The 13,936-nt window shown below is 64.3% G+C and carries 15 protein-coding genes and 2 tRNA genes; 4 read left to right on the plus strand and 13 right to left on the minus strand.

What is annotated here, in order from left to right; translation table 11 throughout:
- Positions 1-6: 6 nt before the first annotated feature.
- The 3 genes from AC1DV8_RS20295 to AC1DV8_RS20305 all read right to left on the minus strand — a co-directional run bounded on the left by AC1DV8_RS20295 (position 7) and on the right by AC1DV8_RS20305 (position 3,479).
- Positions 7-1,209: a tyrosine-type recombinase/integrase gene (locus AC1DV8_RS20295; RefSeq protein ID WP_477158698.1), complete on the minus strand. Its 1,203-nt coding sequence runs from the start codon at positions 1,207-1,209 to the stop codon at positions 7-9.
- A 226-nt stretch (positions 1,210-1,435) separates the two neighbouring features.
- A tRNA-Phe gene (locus AC1DV8_RS20300) sits at positions 1,436-1,511 on the minus strand.
- 132 nt (positions 1,512-1,643) lie between these two features.
- On the minus strand, positions 1,644-3,479 hold the full coding sequence (locus tag AC1DV8_RS20305; RefSeq protein WP_477158699.1) for an MFS transporter: 1,836 nt from the start codon (positions 3,477-3,479) through the stop codon (positions 1,644-1,646).
- Between the two features lie 192 nt (positions 3,480-3,671).
- Between AC1DV8_RS20305 and AC1DV8_RS20310 the strand changes: the two genes are divergently transcribed.
- Both AC1DV8_RS20310 and AC1DV8_RS20315 read left to right on the plus strand, forming a co-directional pair.
- Positions 3,672-4,433, plus strand: a complete 762-nt coding sequence (locus AC1DV8_RS20310; protein ID WP_477158700.1) for an SDR family NAD(P)-dependent oxidoreductase — start codon at positions 3,672-3,674, stop codon at positions 4,431-4,433.
- A 116-nt stretch (positions 4,434-4,549) separates the two neighbouring features.
- The gene (locus AC1DV8_RS20315) at positions 4,550-4,906 is read left to right on the plus strand and encodes an endonuclease domain-containing protein (RefSeq protein ID WP_477158701.1); all 357 of its coding nucleotides are present in this window, start codon (positions 4,550-4,552) and stop codon (positions 4,904-4,906) included.
- A 193-nt stretch (positions 4,907-5,099) separates the two neighbouring features.
- Here AC1DV8_RS20315 and yacG read toward each other — a convergent pair whose 3' ends face one another.
- The 9 genes from yacG to murA form a co-directional block, all read right to left on the minus strand.
- The gene (gene yacG, locus AC1DV8_RS20320; RefSeq protein WP_477150431.1) at positions 5,100-5,312 is read right to left on the minus strand and encodes a DNA gyrase inhibitor YacG; all 213 of its coding nucleotides are present in this window, start codon (positions 5,310-5,312) and stop codon (positions 5,100-5,102) included.
- A 1-nt stretch (position 5,313) separates the two neighbouring features.
- A complete protein-coding gene (locus tag AC1DV8_RS20325; RefSeq protein ID WP_477150432.1) occupies positions 5,314-5,952 on the minus strand; it encodes a Maf-like protein in 639 nt (212 codons plus the stop codon).
- Positions 5,953-5,960: 8 nt separating this feature from the next.
- Positions 5,961-6,179 carry a translation initiation factor IF-1 gene (gene infA / locus AC1DV8_RS20330; protein ID WP_035082742.1) on the minus strand — a complete coding sequence of 73 codons (219 nt, stop codon included), beginning with the start codon at positions 6,177-6,179 and terminating at the stop codon, positions 5,961-5,963.
- Positions 6,180-6,228: 49 nt separating this feature from the next.
- Positions 6,229-6,447, minus strand: coding sequence for a translation initiation factor IF-1 (gene infA, locus AC1DV8_RS20335; RefSeq protein WP_055048078.1), 219 nt, complete (start codon positions 6,445-6,447; stop codon positions 6,229-6,231).
- A 200-nt stretch (positions 6,448-6,647) separates the two neighbouring features.
- Positions 6,648-7,613 carry a UPF0262 family protein gene (locus AC1DV8_RS20340; protein WP_477150433.1) on the minus strand — a complete coding sequence of 322 codons (966 nt, stop codon included), beginning with the start codon at positions 7,611-7,613 and terminating at the stop codon, positions 6,648-6,650.
- The gene (gene hisD / locus AC1DV8_RS20345; protein WP_477150434.1) at positions 7,614-8,906 is read right to left on the minus strand and encodes a histidinol dehydrogenase; all 1,293 of its coding nucleotides are present in this window, start codon (positions 8,904-8,906) and stop codon (positions 7,614-7,616) included.
- Positions 8,906-9,334 carry a DUF2948 family protein gene (locus AC1DV8_RS20350; protein ID WP_477150435.1) on the minus strand — a complete coding sequence of 143 codons (429 nt, stop codon included), beginning with the start codon at positions 9,332-9,334 and terminating at the stop codon, positions 8,906-8,908. The genes hisD and AC1DV8_RS20350 overlap by 1 nt, the downstream gene beginning before the upstream one ends.
- A gap of 104 nt (positions 9,335-9,438) precedes the next feature.
- Positions 9,439-9,729, minus strand: coding sequence for a hypothetical protein (locus AC1DV8_RS20355; protein ID WP_477158702.1), 291 nt, complete (start codon positions 9,727-9,729; stop codon positions 9,439-9,441).
- Between the two features lie 2 nt (positions 9,730-9,731).
- A complete protein-coding gene (gene murA, locus AC1DV8_RS20360; RefSeq protein WP_477150436.1) occupies positions 9,732-11,018 on the minus strand; it encodes a UDP-N-acetylglucosamine 1-carboxyvinyltransferase in 1,287 nt (428 codons plus the stop codon).
- Between the two features lie 428 nt (positions 11,019-11,446).
- Here murA and AC1DV8_RS20365 point away from each other — a divergent pair.
- A tRNA-Thr gene (locus AC1DV8_RS20365) sits at positions 11,447-11,521 on the plus strand.
- A gap of 129 nt (positions 11,522-11,650) precedes the next feature.
- Here AC1DV8_RS20365 and AC1DV8_RS20370 read toward each other — a convergent pair.
- Positions 11,651-12,619, minus strand: coding sequence for a response regulator (locus tag AC1DV8_RS20370; protein WP_477158703.1), 969 nt, complete (start codon positions 12,617-12,619; stop codon positions 11,651-11,653).
- Between the two features lie 402 nt (positions 12,620-13,021).
- Between AC1DV8_RS20370 and AC1DV8_RS20375 the strand changes: the two genes are divergently transcribed.
- The coding region (locus AC1DV8_RS20375) for a hypothetical protein (RefSeq protein WP_477158704.1) at positions 13,022-13,936 on the plus strand (915 nt) is incomplete at its 3' end.

Here is a 13,936-nt window from a genome sequence, read left to right on the forward strand (position 1 = left end):
ACTTAGTCAGGCACCCGCGCTGTTCGTAGGGTCGCCTCCGCTGAGAAGATGTGCCGACCACACCTTCATCAGCTCGACGCGCTTGTCGAAGAACGTGGTGCGGGCATAGGCGCGCTCCACCTCTGTGCCAACTTGATGGCCTAGCGCGGCCTCCGATATCTCCCACGGAAAGTCCGTCTGCTCGCTTGCCCACGTCTTGAATGCCGCGCGCATCCCGTGGACGGTCTCCTTGCCTCCGGTCAGCTTGCGTAGGGCTTTGAGCGCTGTGGCGTCCGACATGGGCTTGCCGGGCCATAGGACGCTCGGGAACACCAGCCGGTAGGGCTTTCGCACCTCGCCCAGTAGCGCGATGGCCTCGTCGGTCAATGGCACGAGGTGAGGCTGGCCGGTCTTGGTACGCTCGGCCGGGATACACCACACCTTATTCTGCAGGTCGAACTCGCGCCACCGAGCTAGCCTCGCCTCTCCGCTGCGCACGGCCGTGACGATGGTCAGGGCCAGCATCTGGGTAGCCGCCGAGCCGACCGAGGTGATGCGGGCATAGAGCTTGGGGAGGGCCTGATATGGGACGCTCTCATGGTGTTCGGTCCGGTCGGTGCGGGAGACCTGTGGCAGGAGCTTGCCCAGCGGGCCGGTGATGTCTGCAGGGTTCGGGCCGTGCTCCCGGTAGCCCTTCGCCATCGCGTAGTCGAGCACGGCTTTGACGCGGCTGCGCACCCGCCCTGCGGTCTCCGCTTGCTTAGTCCAAATGGGCTTGCAGCAGGCCAGCACGTCATCGAGCACGACCTCTGCCACGGGCATCTGCCAAATGGGCTTGGCATGGGTGCGTAGACTGGCCTTCCATTGTTCGGGGCGGCGCTTGTCGCGCCAACCGGACTTCCGGACCTCGATGAGTTCGAGCGCCACCGTTTCGAAGGTCGGGCTGGCACCGGAGGCCGTCAGGGCCCGGCGCTCGGCTCGCCGGGCCCGTAGCGGGTCAATGCCGTCATCGAGCTGCTTGCGGGCCGCTGTGGCCTTCCTGCGGGCCTCCGTGGCGGTGTAGTCCCCAGCATTGCCGAGGCCCATGCGATGCAGTCGGCCGTGGCGGCGGTAGCGGAATAACCAGGAGCGGCTCAGGCCCTTAATCTGCATGAAGCAGTTCGGGCCAATCCGGTACTCGCCGTCCTTGGTCAGCTTGGCCAGCTGGGGGCCGGTGTAGGTCTTGGGCACGGGGGCGTCCTCCAGGGCGGGGACGCCTTACAACGCTCTTGTCGCGGCGGCAGTCAACCGTGCTCCTGACCGACCTCCACTCGTTGGAACCGCGTGGAGTCCGTTGGTCCTCGTTGGACCAACACGGAGCATTGCCTTATTGCCGAGAAGCCCGCGTAGCCGGGCGATTAGCCCGCGCAGACGCCCAGCCTTGCGGCTGTTGTTGCTGACTGTAGGGGATGGGTGGTGGTGCCCGGGACCGGAATCGAACCAGTGACACGCGGATTTTCAATCCGCTGCTCTACCAACTGAGCTACCCGGGCAACCATGGCGCCCGAGGGCGCTAAGTCGGGCGGTTTATAGGGGGCATTGCCGGGGTGTGCAAGCGGGTTTTGCCGGTTGCCCCGCAGCTTGTGGAAGGGCCCGCGCGGGGCCCTTCCGGATTGGCCTTGCCGCTACTCGGCGAGGTCGCGTCCCTTGGTGTCGCGGAGGAAAATCCCGCCCACCACCACCGTCATCAGCGCCACGACGATCGGGAACCACAGGCCGAAATAGATGTTGCCTGCGGCCGCCACCATCGCCGTTGCCACCAGCGGCAGCAGCCCGCCGAACCAGCCATTGCCGATGTGGTACGGCAGCGACATCGAGGTGTAGCGGATCTTGGTCGGGAACAGCTCTACCAGGTATGCGGCGATCGGCCCGTACACCATGGTCACGAAGATCACCATGATCCACAGCACCCCGATGGCCATCCACCAGTTGATGCGCGACGTATCCGCCGGCACCGTCGTGTACTCGATCACATCCACCGAGGTCGCAGCGGCGTCCACCGCCGGCACGGCCGTCACCGTGGCCAGCTTCTTGGCCGCCGGATCCGCCGCCACCCGTGCCGCATTGAGCGCGGCGATCGCATCGGCCGGCTTCTTGTCGGCCTGCGCCTGGGCAATGGCCGCTGCCTGCTCGGGCGAGATCGCTATCGTCGACGGTGTCGCCTTGAGGTTCGGATAGCCCGAGTCGATCAGCGCCTGGTTCCAGCTCGGCGCCGTGAACCCGGTCACCGTGGTGCCGTTGATCGTCAGCGTCGCCGGCGACCCTGCCGGCAGCGCCACGGAGTTGAAGCTCAGTCCACCCTTGGTGAGCAGGTCCTTGCCGCGGTCGCAATCGCCGAACACCGTGCCCGGGAACACGAACACGTTGAAGTGGCACTGCGCCGGATCGGCCGCCACTTCGATCGTGGTCTTCTGCTGGTATTCGTAGAGCGCCGGGTTCACCGCCTGCGCCAGCCACCCGAACAGGGTGAAATAGCTCAGCGCCGCAATCAGGCACCCCGCGAGGATGATGTAGAGCCGCCCGATCCGATCGCTCAGCGAGCCGAAGAACACGAAGAACGGCGTGCCGAGCAGCAGCGCGAGGCCGACCAGCATGTAGGTCGTGAGGTAGTCGACCTGCTGGGTGATGTTGATGAAGAACAGCGCGTAGAACTGCCCCGTGTACCACACCACGCCCTGGCCGGCGGTTGCCCCCAGGAGCGCCAGCAGCACCAGCTTGTTGTTGGGATATTTGAGGAAGCTGTCGGTCAGCGGCGACTTCGAGCCTTTGCCCTCTTCCTTCATCTTCTTGAAGATCGGGGATTCGTTGAGCTTCAGCCGCACCCACACCGAATAGCCGAGCAGCACCACCGAAACGAGGAACGGGATACGCCAGCCCCAGTCTGCGAATACCGCAGTGGGCATCGAGGTGCGCGACAGCCCGATCACCAGCAGCGACAGGAAGAAGCCCAGCGTCGCCGTGGTCTGGATCCAGCTGGTCGCATAGCCGCGCCGGCCGGGCTGCGAGTGCTCGGCCACATAGGTCGCCGCCCCGCCATACTCGCCGCCAAGCGCCAGACCCTGCAGCAGCCGCAATAGCACGAGCAGGATCGGCGCTGCCCATCCAATGGTCGCGTAGGTGGGCAACAGGCCGACCGCGAAGGTGGAAATACCCATCACCAGCACGGTGATGAGGAACGTGTACTTGCGGCCGACCAGGTCGCCGATCCGGCCGAAGAACAGCGCCCCGAACGGCCGGACCAGGAAGCCCGCCGCATAGGTTGCGAACGCCGACAGCAGCGCTGCCGTTTCGTTGCCGGGTGGGAAGAACAGCGCCGCGAAGAACGGCGCCAGCGTGGCGTAGAGATAGAAGTCGTACCACTCGAAAATCGTGCCGGTCGACGACGCGACGATGACGAATCGTTCGTCCTTCGTCAGGCCGGACCCTCGGCCTGACGTTACGGCCGTGTCTGCAGTAGCCATTGGTTCCCCCTCAGGACCAGCAGGCCGGCCCCCCACGGACCGGTGCAGAGCGACTGTTGCGACGATTTGATGACAGTTACAGCAGCATCGCTGACGTGCCTGCGGTTTGGTGATGCGCAATGCACCGTTGTTTGCGGCCTTGCACTCCGGCCGGTGATGCTTAGTCTCTCGCGACGTTTTTGGAGGAAGAAGATGCTTGAGGATCTCAAGGGGAAGCGCGTGCTGGTGACCGGCTCGTCGACGGGTATCGGCGCCGCGGTGGCGCGTGAGCTCGGCCGGCTGGGCGTCGCGGTGGCAGTGCATGGCAACAAGAACGCCGAAGCCGCCGAGGCCGTCGCCGCCGAAATCCGCGCTGCGGGCGGCAAGGCCGTGGTGGTCATCGGCGACGTCAGCAACTCCGCCTCCGCCGCAAAGATCGTCACCGATGCGGTCGCCGGGCTTGGCGGGCTCGATATCCTCGTCAACAATGCAGGCGCCATCCTCGATCGCGTCACCAATGCCGGGTTCGATGAGGCCATGTACGAGCAGGTGTATAACCTCAACGTGCGCTCGGTGCTGGCCGTGACCAAGGCGGCCTACCCGCATCTGAAGGCAGCCGGCGGCGGCTCCATCATCAACACCGGCTCGATCGCCGGCCGCTTCGGCGGCTTCGCCGGCTCGTCGGTCTATGCCTCGGCCAAGGCCGCCGTGCACTCCATCGCCCGCAACGCCGCCCGCGAATTCGCCCCCGACCACATCCGCGTCAACGTCGTCGCCCCGGGCTTCATCATCACCCCGTTCCACGACAAGACCCCGCAATCGGTGAAAGACACCGCCGCCGCCCAAATCCCGATGCAACGGCTGGGCACCGCTGAGGACTGTGTGGGCGCGTACGTGTTCCTGGCCTCGGACTCGATGTCTGGCTACATCACGGGGCAGATCATCGACGTGAACGGCGGGCAACTGATGCCATAGGGCAGGACGCGCCGAACCATCAGTCGTCATCTCCCCCTTGGCGGGGGAGAAAGCGATTTCTTAGGTTTAGCCGTTTGGCTAAGCCTTAGAAATCGCAAGAGAGGGGGTCGTGAAGCATGCGCCAGCCAGTCCCACCTCCGCACCGCGCCTTCGCCAAATCGCTCCGCACCAACGGCACCGATGCCGAGCGCAAGCTCTGGTCGCTCCTCCGCGCCGGCCAACTCGATGGCCTCAAGTTCAAACGCCAGGTCCCCCTCGACGGCTACATCCTCGATTTCGTCTGTTTCGAGGCGCGCCTGATCATTGAACTCGACGGCAGCCAGCACGCCGGCTCCGCAACAGATCAACTCCGCGACGAACACTTCCGGACAACCGGCTTCCGGACCCTTCGCATCTGGAACAATGAAGTCCTGCAGAACCCCGAGGGCGTCTTCGAGAAACTGAGAATCGTGCTCGAGACGAGAGACCGCTGACCCCCTCTCTTGCGAAAACTAAGGACTTAGCTGCGCTAAGCCCAAGTTTTCGCTTTCTCCCCCGCCAAGGGGGAGAGTCCCGACTGATACTCCAACGCAGATGGAGGGCACTGTTCATCTCCCCCCTTTGCGGGGGAGAAAGCGATTTCTTGGGCTAATCGCAAGAGAGGTGTCGAGGCCAGGCACCCAGCGCCTACTCCTCATCCCCATCATCCTGCGTCACCACCCCGTCCTCCTCATCCACCTCAACCGGCTCCGCCGGAATCACATAGCTCCCGCTGAGCCAGCGATTGAGGTCGATATCCTGGCAGCGCCCGGAACAGAACGGATGGTGCTGCTGGCTCGACGGTTTGCCGCAGATCGGGCAGGGCCGAGTCGGCTTCAGCTTGATGATTTCGGCGGTCATCTCAGACCGCCGTCAGGCTCGACTGGTTGAGCCAGTTGAAGTGCACCGGATAGCCCTCGCCCGCCAGCAGCCCCACCGTCTCGTTCAGCGGCAGCCCGACTACGGCCGAGTACGACCCCTGCAGCTTCAGCACGAACGCCCCGGCAATACCCTGGATGGCGTACCCACCCGCCTTGTCGCGCCATTCGGCGCTGGCGAGGTAGCTTTCGATTTCGCGCGCCGAAAGCCGCTTGAAGCGGATGCGCGTTTCGACCAGGCGCTTCCGCATCTGGCCCGACGGCGTCAGCATGGTGACGGCGGTGAACACCCGGTGCGAGCGGCCCGAAAGCACGCGCAGGCACTCGGAGGCTTCTTCCATCGTCTCGGCCTTGGGCAGGATACGGCGGCCCACGGCCACCACCGTGTCGGCAGCCAGCACCAGCGCATTGCCGGCGATTCCGGTGCTCTTGGCCTTATGCTGCGCGGTGATCGCCTTCTGGTCGGCGAGACGCTGCGCCAGCTTGCGGGGCAGCTCGCCCTTTTCGGGCGTCTCGTCGATATGCGCCGGCACCAGATGCTCGGGCTCGATGCCGATCTGGTTCAGCAACGCCAGGCGTCGCGGCGATGCGGACGCGAGAATGAGCTCGGGACGGCTGGCCATGGAGTGCCCTATTTGAAGCGGTACGTGATCCGGCCCTTGGTCAGATCGTAAGGTGTCATTTCGCACAACACCTTGTCGCCCGCCAGCACGCGGATACGATTCTTGCGCATGCGGCCGGCAGTATGGGCGATGATCTCGTGCTCGTTTTCGAGTTTTACCCGAAAGGTCGCGTTGGGCAGCAGTTCCGTTACCACCCCCGGAAACTCGAGCACTTCTTCCTTGGCCATACTGTCTCCATCCGAGGCGCGCGATGGCTCTGCCGCCGCGCTCCCGAACTTACCTGAAGCGGTAGTTGATCCGGCCCTTGGTCAGGTCGTAGGGGGTCATTTCAACCAGCACTTTGTCGCCGGCAAGCACGCGGATGCGGTTCTTGCGCAGCCGCCCGGCCGTATGGGCGATGATCTCGTGCTCGTTCTCCAGCTTCACCCGAAAGGTCGCGTTGGGCAGCAGTTCCGTGATCACGCCCGGAAATTCGAGCACTTCTTCCTTAGCCATTCTCTCTCCTGAGACGGCCCCGCGAAACACGATACTGACAATGTCGGGGGCTCGAATTGGGCGCCACCTATACTGGATGCCGCCCGGTTTGTGAACCACCCGTGGGTGGCGATGCTATGTTCATATGGTGCAGCGCGCTGGATTTGAGAAGTAGGCCACCTCCTACCTTCTCCCACAAGGGGAGAGGGCAAGGGCAGAGCTCAAGCCGCCTTGGTCGGCGCTGCCACCAGCTTCTCCAGCCGCTCCCGCACCCGCTGCTGTAGCGTATCCCTCAACGTGCGATACGCACTCAGCACCGCCTCACGGTTCCCCTCCGTCTCCGTGGGGTCCGGCATCGGCCAATGCTCGATCGCACCCATCTCCAGCCCACGCCGCTCCACCGCTTCCGGCGCATCGTTGGACAGCGTGATCACCAGGTCGAAGTGGTTGGCCACCAGCTCGTCCATGGTGTGCGGGGTGTGGACGCTCATATCGACGCCGATCTCTTCCATCACCTCGTGCACGAACCCATCTGCCTTGCCCGAGCGAACGCCAGCTGAGCGCACGATCAGCCGCCCGGGGAAGAACCGGCGCGCCAGCGCCGCGGCGATTGGCGAGCGCACCGAGTTCATCGAGCAGACGAACAGCACCGTCGGCAGCGTCGACTCGCGCTCATCGATCCGGCTGGCAAACGGCTGCACCGCGCAGATCAGCGTGAAGAGGCGCCTTGCCGTGTTGAGGTCCATCTCCAGCTTGTTGTCGAGCCGGGTGCGCAGCAGCTCCGCCGCATCGTTGTGCAGTCCGCGCCGCGCCATGTCGACGGTTTCGATCTGGTAGGTCGATCCGGTCTTGATCGCGTCGTAATAGCTCTCGCGGATGCGGAAATAGTCACGGATCAGCCGCCGGAACGGCGTCAGCGACAAATAGTGCGCGGCGATCGGCTCATAGGTGTCCGGGTTGCGCACATCGAGCACGATATAGTTGCTGACGATCGAGACGTGCAGCGCATATGGCCCCGTCGCCTTCACCCGCGCCGGGGCGAAGACGTTCTCCTCGACTAGGTCGTAGATGGCGATGCGCCATTCATGCACCTCGTCGGGATCGACCGAGGTGATCGTGTTGGGATCGAGGGTCACGGCGACGATACGATCGCTCTTGGGATCGAACTGTCGCGGCGAGAGCGCCATCTACCGATTGAGCCTTATCGATATCGAGCGCGCATGCGCCTCGAGCCCCTCCGTCTGGGCCAGGGTCCGCGCCGCCGGCGCCAGTTCCGCCAACGAGGCCGGGTCGCATTGCAGCACCGACGTACGCTTCATGAAATCCAGCACCCCCAGCCCCGACGCATAGCGCGCCGAGCGGGCCGTCGGCAGCACGTGGTTCGAACCGCCCACATAATCGCCGATCGCCTCGGGCGTGTGATGCCCGAGAAAAATCGCACCAGCATTGCGAATCTTGGGCAGCAGCGCCTGCGGATCGTCGACCGCGAGCTCGACGTGCTCCGAGGCGATGCGGTTCGCCAGCTCCACCGCTTCCGCCATCGAGGCCACGGTGATCACCGCACCGAACTCTTCCCAGCCCGCGCGCGTGATCTCGGCTCGCGGTAGCAGTTCGATCTGGCGCCATACCTCGTCCTCGACCAGGTCCGCCAACTTGTGGTCGGTGGTAATAAGGATCGCCTGCGCCCCGCCGCCGTGTTCGGCCTGCGCCAGCATGTCCGCCGCCACCCAGGCCGGGTTGGCCGACGAGTCGGCAATGACCAGCACTTCCGAGGGCCCGGCGATCATGTCGATGCCCACCGTGCCGAACACCTGGCGCTTTGCCGCCGCGACATACGCATTGCCCGGCCCGACGATCTTCGAGACCGCCGGGATCGTCTCCGTGCCATACGCCAGTGCCCCGATCGCCTGCGCCCCGCCGATCCGGTAGATCTCGGTCACCCCGGCAATCTTCGCCGCCGCGAGCACCGCGTCGTTCGCCTCGCCGCCCGGCATCGGCACCACCATGGCGATGCGGCTCGCGCCGGCGACCTTGGCCGGCACCGCGTTCATCAGCACCGAGGACGGATAGGCCGCCGTGCCGCCCGGCACATAGATGCCCACCGCCTCGACCGGCGTCCAGATCGTCCCCAGCGTCACCCCAAGGTGATCCTGGTAGATGTGGTCGAGTGGCTTCTGCTTTTCGTGGTGCGCGCGGATGCGCTCATGCGCCACCGTCAGCGCCGACAGAACATCGGCAGAAGTTCGTGCACTAGCGTTGGCTATTTCCTCGTCCGTGACGCGGATAGACCATAGATTTGCAGCCGGTTTGTCGAACCGCTCGGTGTATTCGATCACCGCCGCATCGCCCCGCGCCTTCACATCGGCAAGGATCGCGGCAACCGCGCTACCCACTTCCTCCGAAGCTTCCCGCTTCGAATTCAGCAGCGTTTCAAAGGATTTAGCAAAGCCGGCATCGCGGCTATCAAGCCTTACCGGCATCAGGAAGCGTGCTCTGGCTTGGCCTTCGCCGCCCAGGCCGACCCCAGGTCCTGCAGCCGCGCCTCCAGCACCTCCACCTCCAGCCGAACCGTCCCGCCACCGGCAAAAGCCAAGTCAACCCAACCACTTGGCGCTTCGCTTTCGGTGAACCGGATGGTCAGCAATTCCAGCGCGCCCTCGACCGAATTGGTATCGATCCCCGCCACCTTCACCCCGGTCACCCGGTCGAAATGCAGCGCCGCGCGCTTCCGCACCCCGGCCTTGGCACCAGCGCCATCTTCCCAGGCGTAGCGGTTCATCAGCAGCGCGAAACGCTTGTCGGCCTTGGCGTAACCCATGTCGCCGACGCGCACGATGGCGTCCTGCGTGGTCGCCGAAATCACGTCGAGGTCTTCGCTATCAAGCGCCAGAAGCTTGAGATCGGTCATATCTAGGGGGTCCGGAAACGGTGAAGTTGACCAGCAAGTGGGGGCCCGGAAGACGATCTACAAGTTTGGGGGCAGGGGAGCAATCGGTGCGTTAGGAAAAGCCGCTACCAGCTGTTGGCCCGCCAGCGTATTCCAAGAACCCAGCCCAACGTGACGCTGAGCAACGCCCCCGTCAGCGCCGATCCCTCAAGCCTGTTGTGCGACTGCTCGGCGGTGCGATCCAGCATCCAGAGCCAATCCGTAACGCAGGCGAACCAGGCCGCGCCAAGCACCAGAACACATAGCCCGATCCACAACCGCGACGGCAGGCCATGGGGCAAAAATCGACCAACGACTAAAAGTAGAGCAGCCAGAACGAGACCAATGAGCAGGCCTACTCCCAGCCACTCGATCATCGTCAGCCGGTAACCCGCTCGATCTCCGCGCCCACGGCGCTCAGCTTGTCCTCGAGCCGCTCGAACCCGCGATCGAGGTGGTAGATCCGGTTCACCACCGTCTCGCCGCGCGCCGCCAGCCCCGCGATCACCAGCGACACCGAGGCGCGAAGGTCCGTCGCCATCACCTGAGCGCCCTTGAGCCGCGGCACGCCGGTCACCGTCGCCACCTGGCCATCGACCTTGATATCGGCGCCGAACCGCGCCAGCTCTGCCACATGCATGTAGCGGTTCTCGAAGATCGTCTCGCGGATCTGCGAGGTGCCGTCCGCCATGGTCATCAGCGCCATGAACTGCGCCTGGAGGTCAGTCGGAAAGCCCGGGAACGGCTGGGTCTCGGCATGCACCGCCTGGATCCCGTTGCCGTTGCGACGCACGCGGATGCCGTTCGCCTCTGATGAAATGTGCACCCCGGCCTGGCCCAGCGTATCGAGCGCTGCCTGCAGATGCTCCGCCCGCGCATGCTTCAGCAGCACGTCGCCGCCGGTCATCGCGGCCGCCATTGCATAGGTGCCGGTCTCGATCCGGTCTGCCACAACGGCGTGGGTCGCGCCATGGAGCTCACCCACGCCCTCGATGGTCAGCGTGCGCGTGCCGATCCCGGAAATCTTGGCGCCCATCTTCACGAGGCACTCGGCGAGATCGCTGATCTCAGGCTCCATCGCCGCGTTCTCGAGCACCGTCGTGCCCTTGGCCAGCGTCGCCGCCATCAGCAGCACGTGCGTTGCGCCCACAGTCACCTTGGGGAACACCACGCGCGCCCCGCGCAACCCGCCCTTCGGCGCCCGCGCGACGACGTAACCCTCGTCGATATCGATCTCGGCCCCGAGCTCCTTGAGCCCCTGCAGGAACAGGTCCACCGGCCGCGTGCCAATGGCGCAACCACCCGGCAGCGACACCCGCGCCTCGTGCGCCCGCGCCAGCAGCGGCCCGATCACCCAGAAGCTCGCCCGCATGGTCGAAACCAGCTCGTACGGGGCGGTGGTGTCGACGATCTCGGCGGCCTGCAGCGTCATCCGCTGGCCATCCAGCGTCGGCGCCTTGCGGCCGTGCACGGCGATATCGACGCCGTGGTTTTCGAGGATCTTCTCAAGCTGGTTGACGTCCGCCAGCCGCGGCACGTTCTCGAGTACCAGCGGGTCCTTGGTCAGCAGCGAGGCGATCATCAGCGGCAGGGCCGCGTTCTTTGCGCCCGAGATAGGGATTTCGCCCCTCAGCTCGTTGCCCCCGACCAGACGAATGCGATCCATGTGTACTTCCCGACTGCGAGGCGTTCTGCCCCTTGCCCTAGCTATCCGAGTCACGCCCCGGCTTCAACGCGTCCCCCACCTCCGCGTCCTCAGGCGATGTCCTGACCGATTCCTGTTTACCGGCAGTTGCCGACCGAGCCCGCGCCTGTTCCTTCCGCCGCTTCAGGTTCTCCCGAAGCTTGGCGGCCGATCTCTGCTCCCGCCCGGTCCTGCTCTCCGACATGCAAGTCCTTGTTTCGTCGGCGCCCATATCCACCATCGGCGCGGCGAACCAGAAACGCCGTGCCGCACGGTGCACCAAATCTACCAGCAACCACCGATCAAGGCTGTACCCCGTTTGCAAGCTTTTTTGCGCTTGCGCGGTGCCAAGCCCTGTGGCAGTAACCGCCCCACGCCGCCGGGGGCCTCGCCACCCGGCCTCCGCGTTAGCTGCAGTAGCTCAGTGGTAGAGCACTCCCTTGGTAAGGGAGAGGTCGAGAGTTCAATCCTCTCTTGCAGCACCATTTTCCAAGCAGATCAGTAGCACACCACTACGTCCGCTCTCCGGGGTTGTGCCTGCATCTGCGGCACCCTGTGCGGGGAGCGATGCGCAACGGTGAATTGGCCGCGCCCCGCCCAAGCTCAGCTTCCGACTAGCCGTGCGGGTGGTCGTTTCCTTTGCCGGCCTGTCCGCCGGCGAGGCTCAGTAGCTCGGAGCGCGAGCCGACGCCGAGCTTGCGGAAGATATTGTGGAGGTGAACCTTGGCGGTTCCTTCCGAGACCTTGAGTCGGAACGCCAGGTTCTTGTTGCTTTCACCCGACAACACCAACTGGACGATCTCCATTTCGCGCGACGTCAGCAGCAGTGAGAGCTCTTTCCATACCTTTCGGCGCGTCGCTTCGCGAAGTGCCGCGGCGTCCGTACGCTCGACCGGCAGCCATCGGCCGCCGGCGGTAACGACATGAAGGCAGTGGAGCAGGCTTTCCGTTGCGCTTTCCTTGAAAACAAGGCCGGCGGCGCCGGCGGCCAACAGATCGTAGATTTCGGCATCACTCGCAGATGCCGCGAGGATCACTGCGCGGGTGGGCAATGCCCGCTCGCGCAACTCCTGGAGAACCTCGAGGCCCGAGCGCCCGGGCATGTTGAGATCCAGGACAGCGATATCGGGTGCGCTCGCGCCGATGGCTTCGAGCGCCAGCGCGCCGTCCGCGCAGGTTGCAACTACGCGAAAGTCAGCGTCCCCATCGATGAGTGCCGACAGGCCCTTGAGTACGATTGGGTGGTCGTCGGCGATCACCACCGTCGCTATCTTCGCGCCTGTTTCCGCGCCTGGTGGATCTGGTCCCTCGCGGAGGCTGGTGACATAGTGGCGGAGCAAACCGTGTTGTTCGCGAAGAATGCCACGTGCGCGCTCGATCGCCGGCTTCGCGCCCGGCTCGGCGGCATCAAGCAGCACCTTCAACGCAAAGTCGGCAGCTGTAAGCTCCTGAAGGATGCCGTCATGCAGCTCCGCGGCAATACGAAACCGCTCGGCGCGCGCCGACTTGTCTCGCGCAACCGCAGCGTGTTCCTGCCGCACCGGACTACGCTTGGCCCCACTCTGAAGGTCAAGACTAGTCAATATTACCTATCCACTCGTTCTACTTCTTGCAGTTGGCGCACCAAATGGGTGCCTGCTGGAGACCAAGGTAGCCTATCCGGCTACAGACGGAAACGTGGCCGTCGTCGAATAGTAAAGTTGTGATCAAGCTGCCGGTCAATCCCGCCGCCAGGGCCTCGGATGACTTGTCCCGTCTTGGGGTGAGGGAGGGCTCTGCTGTCAGGGTCCTGATGGTTAACGGTTCGTATACCTGCAGGTATATGGATAACGCTTGGTGGATGCGCCATTCATAGCGGACCGACTAGACCCGCCCCGGCCGTGCGGCGGAGGCGGAAGGGTCTTCGGCACAACATGTTCGACAGTGGAGGGCCGCGCGCGGGGGCGCTGCGCACATCCACCGTCCTGAACGATGGGGAGTGTGCGATGACCGACCTGACCAGCCCTGGTTCTTCCGTGACGCTTGCGACCGTGAGCGGCGGCAATGCAATCTTCCAATATGACGTTCCCGTTGGTTCGGGAACCGGCATTTACAACACCTTCCTGGCGACGCAGTCGACCGACGGCACCGCTGAGGGCTACAATTCCAATGCTGGTGGCAACTATCTCGACACCAACTCGGCCAAGACCGAGAGCATCCAGCTCAGCAGCCTGCAGACGAGTGTAGTGGATGGTGTGACCTACTACATCTTCAGGCTCGACCTGAATGAGTCGCCCGATCTCGTGCAGCTCAACAAGCTCAAGGTGTTTGTTTCTCCGAACCAGGCGGCTGCCGGCGACTTCAACAACACCACCGACACGTTCGCCAACACCTCGCAGATCTATACGCCGATCTTCGACCTCGATCAGACCACCGACCAGACCCTGATCCTCACCGAACATTCGAGCGGCAGCGGCACGGACGACTATGCGCTGCTGATCCCGGTCGATGCGTTTCCTGCATCGGGTTACGTCACGATCTACACCAACTTCGGCGCACCCAGCCACGGCAACGTGAATGACCCCAACGCCGAGGACGGCGGCTTCGACGAATGGGCCGCCTTCAGCAAGCCCAGCACCGATGACGGCGCCCCCGACATCAAGGTCGTGAAGACCCCGGACATCACCACGATTGCCGAGGGGACGACGAGCGACATCGTCTACACCTATGAAGTGACCAACGAGAGCACCTCGGACACCGATCCACTGACTATCACCTCGCTGGTCGACGATGTGCTCGGTGACATCAGCGCCAACTACGTGAGCGGCGACGATGGCGACAATCTGCTGGAGAAGGGCGAGACCTGGATCTACACGGCGACCGCCAAGGACCAGACCGGCAATGTCGGCGACGACATCACC

This window comes from Devosia sp. P3_B2 (assembly GCF_056402875.1).